15 protein-coding genes are annotated in these 16483 nt (G+C 63.9%); 10 read left to right on the top strand and 5 right to left on the bottom strand.

What is annotated here, in order from left to right:
• The first annotated feature begins 45 nt into the window (after positions 1-45).
• The 3 genes from DT068_RS16310 to DT068_RS16300 all read left to right on the top strand — a co-directional run bounded on the left by DT068_RS16310 (position 46) and on the right by DT068_RS16300 (position 2736).
• Positions 46-1977 carry a primary-amine oxidase gene (locus tag DT068_RS16310; protein ID WP_119390983.1) on the top strand — a complete coding sequence of 644 codons (1932 nt, stop codon included), beginning with the start codon at positions 46-48 and terminating at the stop codon, positions 1975-1977.
• Positions 1978-2176: 199 nt separating this feature from the next.
• Positions 2177-2431, top strand: coding sequence for a type II toxin-antitoxin system RelE/ParE family toxin (locus DT068_RS16305; RefSeq protein WP_368904769.1), 255 nt, complete (start codon positions 2177-2179; stop codon positions 2429-2431).
• Complete coding sequence (locus DT068_RS16300) at positions 2428-2736, top strand: helix-turn-helix domain-containing protein (RefSeq protein ID WP_119390920.1); 309 nt, start codon at positions 2428-2430, stop codon at positions 2734-2736. Before DT068_RS16305 ends, DT068_RS16300 begins: the two co-directional genes overlap by 4 nt.
• A gap of 35 nt (positions 2737-2771) precedes the next feature.
• Here the strand turns inward: DT068_RS16300 and DT068_RS16295 are convergent, their stop codons facing one another.
• The 4 genes from DT068_RS16295 to DT068_RS16280 all read right to left on the bottom strand — a co-directional run bounded on the left by DT068_RS16295 (position 2772) and on the right by DT068_RS16280 (position 7496).
• Complete coding sequence (locus tag DT068_RS16295) at positions 2772-3761, bottom strand: ABC transporter permease (protein WP_162914233.1); 990 nt, start codon at positions 3759-3761, stop codon at positions 2772-2774.
• A complete protein-coding gene (locus DT068_RS16290; protein ID WP_119390918.1) occupies positions 3758-4738 on the bottom strand; it encodes an ABC transporter permease in 981 nt (326 codons plus the stop codon). The genes DT068_RS16295 and DT068_RS16290 overlap by 4 nt, the downstream gene beginning before the upstream one ends.
• Positions 4735-6288, bottom strand: coding sequence for a sugar ABC transporter ATP-binding protein (locus tag DT068_RS16285; protein WP_119390917.1), 1554 nt, complete (start codon positions 6286-6288; stop codon positions 4735-4737). Before DT068_RS16285 ends, DT068_RS16290 begins: the two co-directional genes overlap by 4 nt.
• 68 nt (positions 6289-6356) lie before the next feature.
• Positions 6357-7496, bottom strand: a complete 1140-nt coding sequence (locus DT068_RS16280) for a sugar ABC transporter substrate-binding protein (RefSeq protein ID WP_119390916.1) — start codon at positions 7494-7496, stop codon at positions 6357-6359.
• Between the two features lie 185 nt (positions 7497-7681).
• Here DT068_RS16280 and DT068_RS16275 point away from each other — a divergent pair, with 185 nt between their 5' ends.
• Positions 7682-8734, top strand: coding sequence for a LacI family DNA-binding transcriptional regulator (locus DT068_RS16275; RefSeq protein WP_368904768.1), 1053 nt, complete (start codon positions 7682-7684; stop codon positions 8732-8734).
• A 254-nt stretch (positions 8735-8988) separates the two neighbouring features.
• Here DT068_RS16275 and DT068_RS16270 read toward each other — a convergent pair whose 3' ends face one another.
• Positions 8989-9798 (bottom strand): IclR family transcriptional regulator, encoded by an 810-nt coding sequence (locus tag DT068_RS16270; RefSeq protein ID WP_368904767.1) that lies wholly within the window; start codon positions 9796-9798, stop codon positions 8989-8991.
• A 202-nt stretch (positions 9799-10000) separates the two neighbouring features.
• Between DT068_RS16270 and DT068_RS16265 the strand changes: the two genes are divergently transcribed.
• The 6 genes from DT068_RS16265 to DT068_RS16240 all read left to right on the top strand — a co-directional run bounded on the left by DT068_RS16265 (position 10001) and on the right by DT068_RS16240 (position 16472).
• On the top strand, positions 10001-10993 hold the full coding sequence (locus DT068_RS16265) for an ABC transporter substrate-binding protein (protein ID WP_438816442.1): 993 nt from the start codon (positions 10001-10003) through the stop codon (positions 10991-10993).
• 174 nt (positions 10994-11167) lie between these two features.
• Positions 11168-12673: a sugar ABC transporter ATP-binding protein gene (locus DT068_RS16260; RefSeq protein ID WP_119390913.1), complete on the top strand. Its 1506-nt coding sequence runs from the start codon at positions 11168-11170 to the stop codon at positions 12671-12673.
• Positions 12670-13641, top strand: a complete 972-nt coding sequence (locus DT068_RS16255) for an ABC transporter permease (protein ID WP_119390912.1) — start codon at positions 12670-12672, stop codon at positions 13639-13641. Before DT068_RS16260 ends, DT068_RS16255 begins: the two co-directional genes overlap by 4 nt.
• A complete protein-coding gene (locus DT068_RS16250) occupies positions 13638-14612 on the top strand; it encodes an ABC transporter permease (RefSeq protein WP_119390911.1) in 975 nt (324 codons plus the stop codon). The genes DT068_RS16255 and DT068_RS16250 overlap by 4 nt, the downstream gene beginning before the upstream one ends.
• Positions 14609-15799: a M20 family metallopeptidase gene (locus DT068_RS16245; protein WP_119390910.1), complete on the top strand. Its 1191-nt coding sequence runs from the start codon at positions 14609-14611 to the stop codon at positions 15797-15799. Before DT068_RS16250 ends, DT068_RS16245 begins: the two co-directional genes overlap by 4 nt.
• A 64-nt stretch (positions 15800-15863) precedes the next feature.
• On the top strand, positions 15864-16472 hold the full coding sequence (locus DT068_RS16240; protein ID WP_368904766.1) for a DUF1989 domain-containing protein: 609 nt from the start codon (positions 15864-15866) through the stop codon (positions 16470-16472).
• Positions 16473-16483 lie beyond the last annotated feature (11 nt).

Genomic DNA, 16483 nt, shown 5'->3' with positions numbered 1-16483 from the left:
ATGCTCACGCTTTGCCGTGAGCGCGTCACTTCGGAGGGAAGCAGCATGCAGGACATCGCCACGCGGTCGGCCGACACCACCCGGCATCCACTCGATGGCTTGAGCGCGCCGGAGATCGCCCATGCTGCCGATCTCGTCCGCGCCGCGCATGATTTGGGCCCCGGCATGCGCTTCGAGACCATCATCCTCGATGAGCCGGAGCCCGACGAGCTTGCCACGCATGAGGCCGGCACGGCGATCGAGAGACGGGCCTTCGTCGCCGCCTATGACATGGCATCGGGCAGGCTGTTCGAAGCGATCGTCTCGCTGAGCGCCGGCAAGGTCCTGTCCTGGAAGGAGAGGCCAGGCGCCAAGCCGCGCATCGGCCCCGACGATTTCCTGCTCGCCGAGGACATCATCATGAAGGATGAGCGCTTTCTCGCGGGCTTGAGGAAACGCGGCATCACCGATATGTCGATGGTTTGCGTCGATCCCTGGTCGACGGGAAGCTTCGGCATTCCGGGCGAGCGCGACAAGCGGCTGATCCAGAGCTTCGCCTGGCTGCGCGCCAAGCCCTTCGACAACCAGTTCGCCCATCCGATCGAGGGCTTGAGCGCCATCATCGATATCAATGCCGGCGAGGTGGTGAGCGTCGAGGATTTCGGGCCGTGGACCATCGGCATGACCGACGGCAATTACGGCGCCCGCTTCCAGAAGCTGTGGCGGCGCGATCTGAAGCCGATCGACATCGTCCAGCCGGAAGGGCCGAGCTTCACCGTCACCGGCAATCTCGTCGAATGGGGCGGCTGGCGCTTCCGGGTCGGCTTCACGCCGCGCGAGGGGCTGGTGCTGCATGATATCAGGATCAGGCAAAGAGAGGGCGGCTGGCGCTCGCTGATCGCGCGCGCCGCGGTCGCCGAGATGATCGTGCCCTATGGCGCGCCGCATGGCGTCCATCCGCGCAAGAACGCTTTCGACTGCGGCGAATATGGCATCGGCGCCCTGGCCAACAGCCTGGTTCTGGGCTGCGACTGCCTGGGCGCCATTCATTATTTCGACGCCGTGCTCAACACCACCGCGGGCGGCTCCATGACCATCGCCAATGCCGTCTGCCTGCATGAGGAGGATGCGGGACTTCTGTGGAAGCACACGGATTTCCGCACCCAGGAGGCCGACACCAGGCGCTCGCGCCGCCTCGTCGTCTCCTTCATCTCGACCGTCGGCAATTACGAATATGCCTTCTACTGGAATCTCCATCTCGACGGCACGATCGCGCTCGAGGTGAAGCTCACCGGCATCATCAATACGGCGGGATCGGAGCCGGCCAGGGATGCGGGCTACAGCACCGAGGTTCAGCCCGATGTCTATGGCCAGATCCACCAGCATCTCTTCTGCGCCAGGCTCGATATGGCGGTGGACGGGCCCGACAACACGGTCGTCGAGGTCAATACGGTGCTGGACGGGCCGGGGCCCGGCAATCCCCATAATAATGCCTTCCATGCGGTCGAGACGCCGCTCCTGACCGAGAAGCAGGCGCGCCGGCGCGCCGAGCCTCAATCGCACCGCTTCTGGAAGATCGTCAATCGCGGCAAGACCAACCCATTCGGCCGGTTCCGCGCCTACAAGCTTGTCGCGCACAGCGCCATCACCGAGCTGGGCGGCAAAGGCTCACAGCTTGATTTACGTGCCGGCTTCACCCGCAATCATGTCTGGGTCACGCCGACCAGCAAAGAGGAGCGCTGGCCGGCCGGCGACTATGTCAATCAGAGCGAAGCCGGCGAAGGCCTGCCGCGCTGGACCGAGGCGGATCGTTCGGTGGCCGACCGGCCTGTCACGCTCTGGCATGTTTTCGGCCACCATCACATCGTGCGGCCCGAGGATTTTCCGGTTCAGTCGGCGGTGACGTGCGGCTTCATGCTGCAGCCGCACGGCTTCTTCGATGGCAACCCGACGCTCGACGTGCCGCCGACGGAGAAACGCCACAGCTGCTGCGTTTGACGCACCGATATGCCTGCATCTCGCCACGGATATCCGTGGTTTTCCTTGACCGGACTACGGAATTTCCGTATATACGAGAATGCACGCTGTCATAGAAACGCCGGGCTATCAGAGAGACGCCGCCATTGCGGGCATACCTGATGTCGAGCGGGCAGCGATCAAACGCTTCCTCAGCGAAAACCCGCAAGCGGGCGATCTAATGGAGGGCACGGGCGGCGCGCGCAAAGTCCGCTTTGCGGGCCGCGGCAAAGGCAAGAGTGGCGGATATCGTGTCATCACATATTTTGGCGGCAATGACATTCCCGTCTTTCTGCTGGCTGCCCTGTCGAAAGGCGAACGTGAGAACTTGTCCAGGTTGGAGAGGAACGAGCTGAAGAAGGAGCTTGAAGGTCTTGCGGAAGACTACAGAGCGAGCGTGAAGGCGAAAGTGATGAAGATGCGGAGACGAAGATGACCAAGCTTGGCAAGAGATTGATTGCAGCGGCGAAGGAGGCGCGGGCTATTGCACGCGGCGAAGCGGACCCTGCCACCTATAACGTTTACATCCCAACCAAGATCGACGTGAAGGCCATGCGAAGAGAAATGCACCTGTCACAGGAGCAGTTCGCACATCGCTTCGGATTCAGTCCGGCCAGAATTCGTGATTGGGAGCAAGGCCGCTCACGGCCGGATGGCGCGGTCAGGGCCTATCTCCTGGTGATCAAGCGCGAAAGGAGGGCCGTCGAACGCGCGCTCGAAAAGCAGATGGAGCGAGCCTGACAGCGTGGCCGCGCATTCTCTCACAAGCGTACTCGTTACTCGGTCCGCCGCTGCCGTCCATAGAGCAGCAGCATGGCGACGATGACGACGCCATAGATGATCTGCCGCCCGGCTTCCGGCATCTGCATCACCGACAGGATCGATTGCAGGAGGGTGATGAGGATCACGCCCGCCACGGTGCCCAGATAGGAGCCGCGCCCGCCGAGGATCGAGGTGCCGCCCAGCACCACGGCGGCGATCGAAGGCAGGAGATAGGTATCGCCCATCGACTGCGCCGCCTTGGAGGCATAGCCCGCGAGCAGCACGCCGCCAAAGGCGCTGAGCCCGCCCGAGACGACGAAGGCGATCAGGACGACGCGGCGCGTGTCGATGCCCGACAGATAGGCGGCGCGCTCGCGATTGCCGATCGCGTAGACGCTGCGGCCGAAGGTCGTGCGGGTCAGGGCGAAGACCGCCGCGGCGCCGATCAGCGCCCAGATGATCACCGCATTGGGCACGCCCGGCACAAGGAAGCCTGTCGCGATGTAGCGCATCGCGGCTGTGGCTGAATCCTGGGGCGAGAAGCCGCCGGTATAGACGACCATCAGCCCTTGCGCGACCGCGTTGGTGGCAAGCGTGATGATCATCGACGGGATGCGCAGATAGGCGACGCCAACGCCATTGGCCAGGCCGATCGCCATGCCACACAGGATGCCGAAGGGAATGGCGAGCGCCTCGCCGACATGACCGAAAGCGGCGGCGGCGCAGGCCATCATGCCGCCGACAGCCACCGACCAGGGCACCGACAGGTCGATCTGGCCGAGCAGGATGACGATCATCATGCCGGTGGCGATGACGCCCAGGAACGCGGCCACCTTCAGTTGCTGCAGAAGATATTCGACCGACAGGAAGCTCGTCGAATAGATGCTGCCCACGACGAGCAGCAGCAGGATGCAGCCGAAAGCGGTGGCGACCGCCGGATCGATGCGGCGAATGAATTTCGGCAGGCGGCGCTCCATTGCGCGTTCTCCCGTGATATCGCTCATCCGAACCACTCCAGCCGATTGCGGACACGGAACAGACCGAAGGCACCGAGGCTGACGGCGATCAGCAATACCACGCCCTGGAACAGCGGCTGCCACAGGGGGTCGAAATCGAAGACGAAGAGGAGATCGCCGATGGTGCGGAAGGCGAAGGCGCCGAAGATCGCGCCGATGACGCTGCCCTTGCCGCCGAAGAGCGATACGCCGCCCAGCACCACGGCGGCGATGGAGAAGAGCGTGTAGGCATTGCCGCTCGCATAGGCGGCCTCGCCCGTATAGGTGAAGAAGGTGAGAAAAAGGCCGCCGATCGAGGCGAGGAGGCCCGCCAGCGCATAGGCCAGGAATTTCGCCCGGCGTATCGGCATGCCGGACATATAGGCCGCGGGCTCGGACGAGCCCGAGGCATAGGCGGCGCGGCCCAGCACCGAGCGGCTGAACGGCACCCAGACCACCAGCACCACGGCAGCGAGCGCCACGAGGCTCGCCGGGATGACGCCGAACAACTTGCCGGTCAAGGCATCGGCGAGGCCCTCATTCACCGAGCCGCCGGGATAGGGCCGCAGCAGCAGAGCGATCCCGAAATAGGCGGCCCCGGTGGCGATGGTGGCGACGATCGGCTGCAGCCGGCCGTAGATCACGATCAGCCCGTTGAGGATGCCGCAGGCGAGGCCCGAGCCCAGCACCGCGATCACGCCCAGCGTGGTTGCGCCGGCACCGCCGACGACAAGCCAGGAGGCGAGGCAGTTGGTGAGGATGAAGATCATGCCGACGGAGAGGTCGATGCCGGCGGTGATCACCACCAGCGTCTGCGCCATCGCGACGAAGGCGAGGAGCACGCTCTTGTTGGCGGCGGTCTGCACGACATTGGCGGTGAAGCCCGCCGGATGATTGGTGACATAGATGGCAAACATGACGGCGAAGATGCCGATCGCCATCAGGGTCTGGCGCTGCTCGGCCAGCCAGAAGCGCCATTCCTTCATATGCGGGCCTCCGTCATTCGCGCCTGATCGACATTGAGGGCGCTGGCGATCAATGCGCGCTCGGTGAGGCGGTCGCCCGCGAGCTCGTTGATGACGCTGCCGTCGTAAAGGACGAGCACGCGGTCGCAGCAGCCGATCAGCTCGTCATAGTCGGTCGAATAGAACAGGATCGCGGCACCCTGATCGGCGAGGCGGCGCAGCAGCGCGTAGAGCTCCTGCTTGGTGCCGACGTCGATGCCGCGGGTGGGGTCGTTGAGCAGGATCAGACGCGGGCCGCGCATCAGCCATTTGGCGATGACGACCTTCTGCTGATTGCCGCCCGACAGCGCGCCGACCGGGATGTCGAGCCCGGCGGTCTTGATGCCCAGGAGGCGCACCATCCCGTCGATGAGCTCCTCCTCCTTGTCGCGGTCGATGATGCCGCGGCGCGCCACGCGGTCGAGTGCGGCGAAGGAAAGGTTCTCGCGCACCGTCATCGGCAGCATGAGACCCTCGGTCTTGCGGTCCTCCGGAATGAGCGCCATGCCTATATTTTCGTGGCAGGCCCTGGCGGGACTGGCGATGGTTTGCGGCTTGCCGTCGATGAGGATCTCTCCCGTGGTGCCGCGCAAGACGCCGAACAGGGCGAGCAGCAGATCGCGCTGGCCCTGGCCATCGAGACCGCCGAGGCCGACGACCTCGCCTTCGCCGACCGTCAGCGAGATATTGCGCAGGCGATCATCCCAACCCAGATCGCGGCATTCGAGCACCGGCGGTTGAGGACGGGAAACATGCGCGGGCTTCGGCGGAAAGACATTCTTGTATTCGCGCCCGATCATCATCTCGACCACTTCGGTCTCGCTGCGGGTGCCGGCCTTGTAGGTTGCGACATTGCGCCCGTTGCGGAAGACTGTGCATTCATCGGCGAGCTCGGCGATCTCATGCATGCGATGCGAGATATAGAGGAGCGCCATGCCCTCCGAGCGGAATCTCTTCAGCACGGCGAAGACCTTGGCGACGTCGCCGGCCGTCAAGGCCGAGGTCGCCTCATCGAGAATCAGAATGCGGGGCTTGCGGGCAAGGGCCTTGGCGATCTCCACCATCTGGCGGCGCGACAGCGGCAGGTCCTTCACCAGGATGCGCGGATGGATGTCGTCGGCGCCGGCGCGCGCCAGCGCTTCGGCGGCGATGACGCGCTGGGCCTGGCGGTCGATCAGGCCGAAACGGCGCGGCGGGTTGGAGATGCAGATATTGTCGGCGACGCTCAGATCCGGGATCAGCGACAGTTCCTGGAAAACACAGGCGATGCCGGACGCGGCGGCGTCGGCGGGCGATGCGAAGCTCACCTCGCGGCCATCGAGAAGGAGGCGGCCTTGATCGGGCGCCACGACGCCGGCCATGATCTTGATAAGCGTCGACTTGCCGGCGCCATTCTCGCCGAGGATGGCATGGATGCGACCGGGCATGACGGTGAGCTCGGCCTTTTCGAGCGCGCGCACGCCGCCATAGAATTTGGAGATCCCCGACATGCTGAGCAGCGGGGGCGCCGTTGCGGTTTCCGGACTGGTCATGGGACCTTCCAGCGATCAGAATCCTGCGCCGCGGCAGGCTTGCCACGGCGCAAGGATCGAAACGAGCTCTACTGGTTCTCTTTCGACTGTCCCATGATTTCCTGCGCGGAGAAATTGATCCCGCAGGTGGGGAAGGAATTGCCGACGAAGAAGTTGTCGGACTGATCCGGGAAGTAATCCTGGCCGTCCTTGAAGTTCGGGTCCTCGACGATGGCGAGCGGCAGCTTGACCGATTGCGGCACGACATTGCCTTCCAGCGCGGCGATGGCGGTCTTTATCGCCACCGCCACCTGGGCGGGACCCGTGCCGGCGGACGAGCATTTCAGGCCTTCGCCGGCGAATTTGGCGCAGAACTTGCGGAAGCCGTTCTCGGTCTCGCCACCGAAGGGCACGAAGGGATGCTTGGCGTCGATCATCGCCTGCACGACGCCGGTATCGCCGCCCTGCGCGGTGATGCCGTCGAACTTCTTGTGCACGGCGATCGCGTCGGCGGTCGCCTTCTGGGCGGTCGGGTCGTCCCATTTGCCGAGCACTTCGACGACTTCCCACTTCTTGCCGGTGGCGCCGAACGTCTCATGGATGCCGTTGTGCCGGTCGGTATCGACCGAGGTGCCGGCGACGCCGCGCACTTCGAGGATCTTGCCGCCATCGGGCAGATGCTTGGCGAGCCAGTTCGCCCACAGCACGCCCAGGCCCTTCTGATCGACATTCACATTGATCGCATCCTGCGTGTCGAGGATGTTGTCGAAGGCGACGAGAATGACGCCCGCTTCCTTGGCGCGCTTGATGACGGGAGCGAAGGCGGTCGGGTTCTGGGCGTTGACGACGATCGCATCATAGCCCGAGTCGATGAAGTTGTTGATCGCCGAGATCTGTGCCGGCACGTCCTCGCCGGTCGAAACGACCTTGAATTCCTTCAGCTTGGCGGCGACATCGGGCTGCGCCGCATAGGCCTTGGCGGTCTGGATCATCTGGATGCGCCAGGTATTGGCGATATACCCATTGGCGAGCGCGATGCGATAGGGACCGTCCTTCTTCGGGTATTTGTAGAACTTCGTCTGGTCCGTCCAGGGCACGAAGCAGTTGGTGTCCGAGGCGGGGCCGGCGACGGTTTCGGGTCCGTCGGCCAAGGCGGTGCCGTAGGTGAGACTCAAGGCAAAGGCGCCCACAAGCGAAGCAAGGCACGTCAGTTTCACTGTCGATTTCATTGCTGGTTCCTCCCAAAACGCCACTCTCAGGTTGGCTGATCAGCCCAAGCCGGAAGGTTCGCCTTCTTTGGTGAGGCAATTGCAGGACCGAAGAGGCCACGCCATCCGGTAAGCTGTCACTACGGTATTATATGATGATAGCGCTGTCAATTGCGGCGCCGCCGGATTAATAATAAGAGGGGAGAATGATGGATATGCCGCGGAAGCAGCGCCGGCCGCGCAGCAAATTGTCCGATGTCGCCGAGCGTGCCGGGGTGAGCGCGGTCACGGTCTCGCGCGCTCTGCGCCGGCCCGAGATGGTCTCGCCCCTGTTGCGCGAGCGAATCGATACGGCGATCAAGGACCTGGCCTATATTCCCAACCGCGCCGCGAGCATCCTGGCATCGTCGCGCTCCAACGTCATCGGCGTCGTCGTCTCCTCGCTCAGCAACGGCGTCTTCGCCGATTACCTGCGCGCCTTGCACGACATGTTCCAGCCCAAGGGCTTCCAGGTGATGGTGTTCAACAGCGCCTATTCTCCGCAAGAGGAAGAAAAGGCGATCGTCACCTTGCTCGGCCAGCGCCCGGAGGCGCTGATCCTCACCGATGTCGACCAGACACCCTATGCGCGCGAGCTCCTCGAGCATTCGGGTATTCCCATCATTCAGACCATGGGGCTCACCGACCGACCCATCGACATCAATATCGGCATCTCGCAACATGATGCGGGCGTGCTGGCGACCCGCCATCTGATCGAGCTCGGTCACCGGCGCATCGGCATCATCGGGACGAACCACGATTCGCGCGGCTGCCAGCGCGTTGCGGGCTATGTCGATGCGATGCAGGCCGCGGGCCTTCATGACGAGACCCTGATCGAGGTGAGCCCGATCCCCTCGACGGTCAAAATGGGGGGCGAGCTTTTGGGTGAGCTGCTCCTGCGCCGGCCCGATCTCGACGCCGTGTTCTGCGGCAATGACGATCTGGCGCTGGGCGTATTGTTCGAATGCGCGCGCCGGGACATTGCCATTCCCCATGCGCTTTCCGTCGTCGGCTTCAACGACCTCGAATTCGCCGCCGATACCCATCCGGCACTGACGACGATTGCGGTTCCGCGCCGGGATATGGCGCGCTTGAGCGCCGAGATCGTGCTCGAGATCATTCGCGGTTCAGGCCAGCGGCCGAAAACGACGCGCATCGACCTCGGCTTCAAACTCAGCCTGCGCGCCAGCACGCAACGATCGGGGCGATCAATTTCCTAGCGTAAGCGCTTCGTGGCAAAGCACGGGGACGGCCGCTATTGAATTGTTCCAATCATTAAATTTTATCCGCAGAGAGCGCTGCTTCTCGACTGAAACGAAGTGGCCGAGTAACTTGCTCGGAAATCCCTTCGTGGAAATCTGATCCAAGGAACTTCGCATGCTGTGTCCTCACGGCGCGTCGATGCGCGCTCTCGTTTTCGTCACAGGCAACGGGCGAGGGGGAAGCGATGAGAGAGCAGGCGGGCTGGAAGCCTCTAGGCCACGCCGGCCTTGCTGATCCTTATCGGCCGGTCGCCGAGCTTTTCCGAAAGCTCGCGCGCCGAACTGGTGAGCGCCTCGCGATAGCGCTCGTAGTTGCGCGTCGCATCGCCGCGCGGCGCGATCAGGCACAGCGTCGCGACACAGGTCGTGCCTTTCTGATAGACGGGGGCGGCGAAGCAATGGGTGAAATTGTCGGCTTGTGAATCGAAGGAGAAGAACTTCGCCGCGCGGGCTCGCGCCACATCGGCGAGAAATTTTTCCGGCGGCAGCCGCGACCCGTTAGGCAGGACGAAATCGCCTTCCGGAATGAAGGCGAGGATCTCGGCATCGCTCATATGCGCGAGGAGCAGCCGGCCCGATGCGGTCCAGGTGATGGGAATCCGCTCGCCGACATCGGAGCTGATGCGGAAGGGGCGCATGCCTTCGCGCATCATGGCGACCGTGTATTTGTTGCCGTCCAGCATGCAGAGCTGCGAAGTCTCGTGCGTGACCTGGGCGAGATGATCGAGATAGGATTTGCATTCGCGCGTCAGGTCGAACTGCGTCTCATAGGCGATGCCGAGGAAATAGAGCTTGCGCCCCAGGAAGACGCGGCCCTCCTTGTCGGCATACTCGACCATGCCGGCCTTGATGAGCAGATTGATGAGCTCATAGGTCGTCGATTTCGGTGCGCTCAGGCCCACCGCGATCTCGTTGGGGCGCGCCGGGCGCCGCCGCCTGCGCAGATAATCCAGGATCTCGACGGCCCGGTCGAGGCCGCGCATCCGCCGCCCGGTTTCCAACTCCATTGCCTCTGCCGTCATGCGCTTTCTCCCGTGATCGACAAAATCCGCTGACTTCCGGCGCCATCCACTTGCGCCGCCTTCGGAACATGATAGCATCATCTTCCACTATACCGATAGTAGTTCCATTATAGTGGAAAAAACAAGTATTCGGAGGAAAGACATGTCGAAATCTTCTGTGAAAGCCGCGGTCAGCGCCCTCTGCCTCGGCCTGTTCACCTGTATGGGGTTCGTCTCTGAGGCCGATGCCGCCGCCAAATGCATCAAGGGCGACCGCAAGGCGCCCTACACGCTGGGCTGGGCCAACATCTATTCGGTGCCGACCTGGATGAAGCAGACGGAGGGCACCATTGCCGCCGAGGTCGAGGAGCTGAAGAAGCAGGGCCTCGTCGACAAGCTGGTCATCACCGACGCGCAAGGCGACGCCAATGTGCAGATCCAGCAGATCCAGTCGATGATCGATGCCGATGTCGATGCGATCCTGCTCATTGCCGGCTCATCGACGGCGCCCGCCCGCGTCATCGCCGATGCCTGCGCCAAGGGCATCGCCATCATCAATTTCGACAGCCTCGTCGACACCGACCAGGTGACGGCGAAGATCAACACCGATTCCAATGAATGGGGCGATACCGCCGCCAAATGGCTGATCAACGAGCTGGGCGGCAAGGGCAAGATCCTCGTCCTCAACGGCCCGGCCGGCATCTCGGTCAGCGATGACCGCCGCAAGGGCGCCAATGCCGCGCTCGCCGCCAATCCCGGCATCGAGATCCTGGCCGAGACCAACACCGCCTACAATGTCGCTCCCGCACAGGAAGCGGTGACGAGCCTGCTCTTCGCGCATCCCGAGATCGACGGCATCCTGTCGCTCGGCGGCGCGTTGTCGGCCGGCGCCATCCTCGCCATGGACAAGCAGGGCCGGCCCATGGTGCCGATCACCGGAGAGAATGCCCGCCAGTTCCTCGAGCTGTGGAAAGACAAGAGCCTCAAATCCTGGGCCACGATGCAGCCGAACTGGCTTGGCGGCTTTGCCGCCTATACGGCGGTGCAGGCGCTCGAAGGCAAGGATGTTCCGGCCTTCGTCAAGGTGCCGCTGCCGGTCATCGACAACAGCAATATCGATGGCTATCTCGCCCGCGCCAAGGACTTCCCGGCGGATGGCTATATCTTCTCGCCCTATGATGAGAAGCTTTTCGGCGAGTTGCTCGCCGCGAAGTGAACTCAGCTCGTCATGGCCGCCCTCGAGGCGGCCATCCAGCCCATCCGTGCAGCAACTGCACGGTGTCACGTCTGGATGGCCGGGTTAAACCCGGCCTTGACGATCGGGGGCGTGGCTCGCGCCTCGCGATGCGAGTAGTGGATAAAGTCAAACGGAATACACTCTAATCCGATCATGACACTTCAACCGATCATCGCGGCTCGTGGGGTCTCCAGGTCGTTCTTCGGCAATCCTGTGCTCCAGGATGTCTCGATCGCCCTGCTGCCCGGCCGCATCCACGCGCTGCTCGGTGAGAACGGGGCAGGCAAATCGACCCTGATCAACCTCCTGTCGGGAGCGCTCGCTCCCGATGGGGGAGAGATCGCCATCGACGGCAAGGTGCTGCGCAAGTTGACGCCTTCCGAAGCCCGTCGTGCCGGCATCGCCGTGGTCCAGCAGGAGCTGAGCCTGACGAGCGAGCTCTCCATCGCCGAGAATATCGGCCTTGGCGCCTTTCCGCGCCGTTTCGGGCTTGTCGACTACGCGACATTGGCCAGGAAGGCGCGCGCGGTCTGCGCCCTGGTCGGGCTCGATGAGAATCTGTCGACTCCGGTCGGCGACCTGCCGCTCGGCCGCCGCCAGATGGTCGAGATCGCCAAGGCCTTGTTCCGCGAGCCGCGTGTGCTGGTGCTCGACGAACCGACCTCATCGCTTTCGGCGCATGAGGCCGACACGCTGACGAAGCTGCTGCACCGGCTGCGCCAGGCCGGAACTGCCATTCTCTATATCTCGCACCGCCTGAATGAGGTGATGCGACTGTGCGATTATGTGACCGTGCTCAAGGACGGCAAGGTGACGGCCGACCGCTCGTTGCAGGGTGTAGATGCGGCCGGCCTCGTCCGCTTGATGGTGGGCCGCGATCCGGGCGATCTCTTCCCGAAATGGACGCCCGGCAAGGATTGCCCGACCATCGTCTCGGTGGCGGGCTTCTCCTGCGGCCTGCTGCGCGACATCGATCTCGACATCCGCCGTGGCGAGATTCTGGGCATTGGCGGGCTTGTCGGCCAGGGCCAGGAGGACCTGCTTCTTGGCCTTTACGGTGCACTGCCCGCCTCCGCGCGACAGGCGGCTTTCAATGGGACCCAGTCCTTGCCCGCTTCCGTCTCGAAGGCCAATGCGCTGGGCCTCGCTTATGTGCCGGCCGACCGCAAGCGCGAGGGCCTCCATCTGATCCACAGCATTGCGTGGAACATGATGCTCCCGCACTTCGGCCATGCCTCGCCCTTGCGCTTGCGCGATCGCGCCGGCGAGCGTGAGCTGGCCCGCCAGCTTGCCGATCGCCTCAGCATCAAGGGCGATCTCACCCGCCAGGTCCAGGCGCTGTCGGGCGGCAACCAGCAAAAGGTGGCGCTCGCCAAATGGATGCCGAGCGACCCGCCGATCCTGCTCCTCAACGACCCGACGCGCGGTGTCGATGTCGAGACCAAGCGCGAGATCTATGTTCTCCTCCGGCGTTTCGCGGCCGAAGGCAAGGCCATCGTGCTGTCGAGCTCGGATACGCCGGAGCTCGTCCATCTGTGCGACCGCGTGGCGGTGATGCGCGAGGGCGGCATTGCCCGCATGATCGAGCATCGCGAGCTCAGCGAAGAGGCGATCGTGGCCGCGGCCATGGGGGCTGAGCCTGCGAGGTCGGCGGCATGAGCAATCTTGCACCCACGCATGAAGATCGCCTCTACTGGCCGGTGCAACGCCAGCGCAACCGCAGCCTCTATGGCCTGTTCGTCGTGGTGGCGGCTTTCGTGGCCCTCTATGCCTATCTCTTTCCGGGCCTGTTGAGCGTCGCCGGCATTTCCAAATTCGCCCAGAGCTGGCTGCCTCTGGCGCTGGTCTCGATGGCGCAGGCGATCCTGATGCTGACCGGCGGCATCAGCCTGGCGATCGGCGCCACGGTGAGCCTCGGCGCCGTCATCGCGGCGACAACCATGATGGGGCCGCTCGGCGTGCCGGGCGGCATTGCCGCCGTCGCTTTCTCAGGCCTCGGCATCGGCGCGTTGTGCGGCGTCATCGCCATTCGCCTGCGCCTGCCGGCCATCATCGTGACGCTGGCCGCCTCCTTCATCATTGCCGGCTTGGCGCTTCTCATCCTGCCGCGTCCGGGCGGCGCCATTCCCGGCTGGTTCTCCGATCTCCTCGCCGGCAACACGCCGGCGGCGCTCATTCTCCTGATCCTGGCGGCGCTTCTGTGGAAGCTCTATCTCGCGACACCTCTGGGCTTGAGTCTCTATGCCGCGGGCGAGAATCCGGTCGGCGCCTATCGCGCCGGCGTGCCGGTCGATACGGCGCGCATCGCGGCTTACGCCTTGAGCGGCCTGCTCTCGACATTGGCCGGCCTCTTCATCGCCGCGCAGACGGGCTCGGGCGATCCGGTCATCGGCAACGCCTTCACGCTCAATTCGATCGCGGCCGCCGTTCTGGGCGGCGTCGGCTTCCTCGGCGGGCGCGGCACCATGCGGGGCGCCATTGCCGGCAGCCTGCTGCTCAGCGTGATGATCAATGTCATGTTCTTCCTAGGCTTCCCGCCCGTTGCGCAATATGTGGCGCAGGGGCTCATCATCATCGGCGCGGTGGCGCTGCCCGAGATCACCAGGCGCTTCAGGAGGGCACGATGAACGGTACAGAAGACACCCGCTTTCCGCGCTGGCGTGCCGCATCGCTGCTGCGCAACCGCGCCTTTCTCACCGTGCTGATCGTGGCGCTGGTGTGGATCGTCGCGGCTTTCGCCAAGCCGGGCTTCGGCTCCTACGGCCATTTGCGCTATTTGCTGGAACTCGCTGCCGTCATCGGGCTCGTCGCCATCGGCCAGACCTATGTGGTGATTGCCGGCGGCATCGATCTCTCCGTTGGCGCCATCGTGACGGTGAGCGCCGTCGGCGTGCCCCTGGTGGCGCTGTCGGGCGACAGCTCGGGAGCTTTCGCTGTCATCGCCATTCTCGCCGCGGCGACCGGCATCGGGCTCCTCAACGGCCTCGGCGTCGCCTATTTGCGCATCCATCCGATGATCATGACGCTCGCCATGGCGACCTTCCTGCAAGGCGTGCTCATCCTCATTGCGGGCGGCACTGCCATATCCGCGCAGAACCCGCTGCTGGCCTGGCTCGGCAATGCCCGCATCATCGGCATTCCGGCAGGCGTGATCCTGTGGACGATCGTTTCGGCGGCAGCGCTTGCCGTCCTGCATGCGACGCCTTTCGGCGCCAGGCTCTTTGCGCTCGGCGCCAATCCGCTGGCGAGCGCGCTGTCGGGCGTCAATGTGCAGAGGACCACCATGGCCGTCTATGCTGTGAGTGGACTGACCGCCGGTCTGGCCGGCGTGCTGGTGCTCGGCATGAACGGGCAGGGCTATGTCGGGATCGGCGATCCTTATCTGCTCGCCTCGATTGCGGCAGTGGTGCTGGGCGGCACTTCGATCCTCGGCGGCTCGGGCTCTTACGCCGGCACCATTCCGGGTGCCATTCTCCTCGTCACCATCACCGCCCTCATCACCGTCGTCAACGCATCGGCCGGCTGGCGCAGTATCCTTTTCGGCTCGCTTATTCTATTGCTTCTCCTCCTCTCTGGTCGGGAATCGCAACGCAGATGAATCATGACGTTAAGACAACCGCCTCGGGCATCGATGATGCCGAGACGGCGAAGCTCCTGTCGCTCCTCGTATCCATACCCAGCGTCAATATCGCCTTCCGTCAAGCGGGTGATCCGGATGAATGGTTCAACGAAGCAAGGCTCGGCGCGGTGGTTGCCGACTGGCTCAAGGCCGCTGGCCTCGCGGTCGAGGTCGATCCGGTGGCGCCCGAGCGACCCAATGTGATCGCCCGCATCAAGGGGACAAAAGGGGCGCCCGGCATGATCTGGGAAGGCCATCTCGACACCGTGCAGGTGACGGGGATGGCGGCACCCTTCACGCCGCGCCTGGCCGATGGCCGCCTCTATGGACGCGGCGCCGTCGACGACAAGGCCTGTCTCACCGCCTTCATGCTGGCGATGCGCGAGCTGTCGCGCAATCCGCCGCCGGGGGATGTCACGTTCCTTGCCGCTTCGGATGAGGAATTCAGCTTCACCGGCATCACTCATCACATGAAACGCTCTGAACCCTATGCCATGGGCATTGCCGGCGAGCCGACCGAATTGCGCGTGGTGCGCGCCTGCAAGGGCTGCGTCAGATGGTTTGTCGAGGTTCAGGGCAAGGCCGCCCATACGGCCAAGCCGCATGAAGGTGTCGATGCGGTGAAGGCGGCCCGCAAGCTGCTCGACATTTTCGAAGACGAGATGCGCCGGCGCACCGAGGTCCATCCCTTGCTTGGTCCCGCCACCTTGACCTGCACTGCCTTCGAGGCGGGCGAAGGCCCTAACACCGTTCCTTCCCGCGCCCGGCTGCGCTTCGACTATCGCTATCTGCCGAGCGAGAAGGGCGATGCGGTATGGCGCTCTTTCGCCAAGATCGCGTCGGACTTCGCCGATATCTCACCCGGCATCCGCGTCGTCACCGAAGAGCCCTTCATCGATTCAGCGGCGATGGACGTGGCGGAGGACGCCGGCATCGTGAAACTGCTGTCCGCTGTCTGCGCCACGCATGGCATCGATCCGAAGCCGGAAGGCGTTCCCTATGGATCGGATTCGACCAAGATGGTGGCATCCGGCGTGCCGACGGTCGTCTTCGGTCCCGGCAATATCGTTCAGGCGCACGCGCTCGACGAGCATGTCGAGATCGCGCAAGTGACCAAGGCGGCGCGCATGCTGGTGGACGCGGCGCGCCAGGTGGGGAAGGGTTGAATCGATTTCTCAGCGATTGCTTGTAAACGGTTGAATTGAATCGGAAATCATGGAGCCACTTCCATTGAAGAAGATCACCGTACTGGCCGGACGCGGTGCTGCCGTTCCGGTGCGCGAAGGCGATCAGGTCGCCATCGTCAATGTGAGCGGCACGCAGGTTGTCGATTTCTGGTGCCTGCCCGTTTCATCGCCGCAGGAATATCTCTCGCTCGAGCATTGCCGCGAAGTCCTGAGCAAGATCTATTTCACGCCCGGCGATGTTCTGATCTCCAATCTCTACGCGCCGGTCTTCGATTATGTCGCCGACACGACCGGCGGGCTGCATGACACGCTGATCGCGCCCTGCAATCCGGAAATGTACCGCAAGTTCGGCCGCGCCGCCGATCATCCGAGCTGCGCCGGAAACTTCTGGTCGGCGGTCAGGTCGGCTGGACTCGCCATCCCCTTCGTGCCGTCGCCATGGAATCTCTTCATGCGTGCCAGGGTGAAGGAGGATGGATCGATCGAATATGCCCGCCCGCCCTTCTTTCCCGATGGCCGCGTCGCCTTGCGGATGCGCTGTGATGCGACGATCATCGTCTCGGCCTGTCCCGATGACTGCTACCCGACCAATGGCGGCGACGGCAGCCCGCGCGACTTCGTCATCGAGATATCGCGAGCGGGTGCGGGCTGAATGTCGGTATC

It is taken from the genome of Taklimakanibacter lacteus (assembly GCA_003576695.1).
Lineage (GTDB): Bacteria > Pseudomonadota > Alphaproteobacteria > Rhizobiales > Aestuariivirgaceae > Taklimakanibacter > Taklimakanibacter lacteus.
The sequence above is the reverse complement of the archived record's forward strand: the minus strand, read 5'-3'. Positions and strand labels throughout refer to the sequence as shown.

Coding starts and splice junctions, on each gene's coding strand:
- DT068_RS16310 (WP_119390983.1), top strand. CDS start 46: ATGCAGGACATCGCCACGCGGTCGGCCGACACCACCCGGCATCCACTC.
- DT068_RS16305 (WP_368904769.1), top strand. CDS start 2,177: ATGGAGGGCACGGGCGGCGCGCGCAAAGTCCGCTTTGCGGGCCGCGGC.
- DT068_RS16300 (WP_119390920.1), top strand. CDS start 2,428: ATGACCAAGCTTGGCAAGAGATTGATTGCAGCGGCGAAGGAGGCGCGG.
- DT068_RS16295 (WP_162914233.1), bottom strand. CDS start 3,761: ATGAGCGATATCACGGGAGAACGCGCAATGGAGCGCCGCCTGCCGAAA.
- DT068_RS16290 (WP_119390918.1), bottom strand. CDS start 4,738: ATGAAGGAATGGCGCTTCTGGCTGGCCGAGCAGCGCCAGACCCTGATG.
- DT068_RS16285 (WP_119390917.1), bottom strand. CDS start 6,288: ATGACCAGTCCGGAAACCGCAACGGCGCCCCCGCTGCTCAGCATGTCG.
- DT068_RS16280 (WP_119390916.1), bottom strand. CDS start 7,496: ATGAAATCGACAGTGAAACTGACGTGCCTTGCTTCGCTTGTGGGCGCC.
- DT068_RS16275 (WP_368904768.1), top strand. CDS start 7,682: ATGATGGATATGCCGCGGAAGCAGCGCCGGCCGCGCAGCAAATTGTCC.
- DT068_RS16270 (WP_368904767.1), bottom strand. CDS start 9,798: ATGACGGCAGAGGCAATGGAGTTGGAAACCGGGCGGCGGATGCGCGGC.
- DT068_RS16265 (WP_438816442.1), top strand. CDS start 10,001: ATGGGGTTCGTCTCTGAGGCCGATGCCGCCGCCAAATGCATCAAGGGC.
- DT068_RS16260 (WP_119390913.1), top strand. CDS start 11,168: ATGACACTTCAACCGATCATCGCGGCTCGTGGGGTCTCCAGGTCGTTC.
- DT068_RS16255 (WP_119390912.1), top strand. CDS start 12,670: ATGAGCAATCTTGCACCCACGCATGAAGATCGCCTCTACTGGCCGGTG.
- DT068_RS16250 (WP_119390911.1), top strand. CDS start 13,638: ATGAACGGTACAGAAGACACCCGCTTTCCGCGCTGGCGTGCCGCATCG.
- DT068_RS16245 (WP_119390910.1), top strand. CDS start 14,609: ATGAATCATGACGTTAAGACAACCGCCTCGGGCATCGATGATGCCGAG.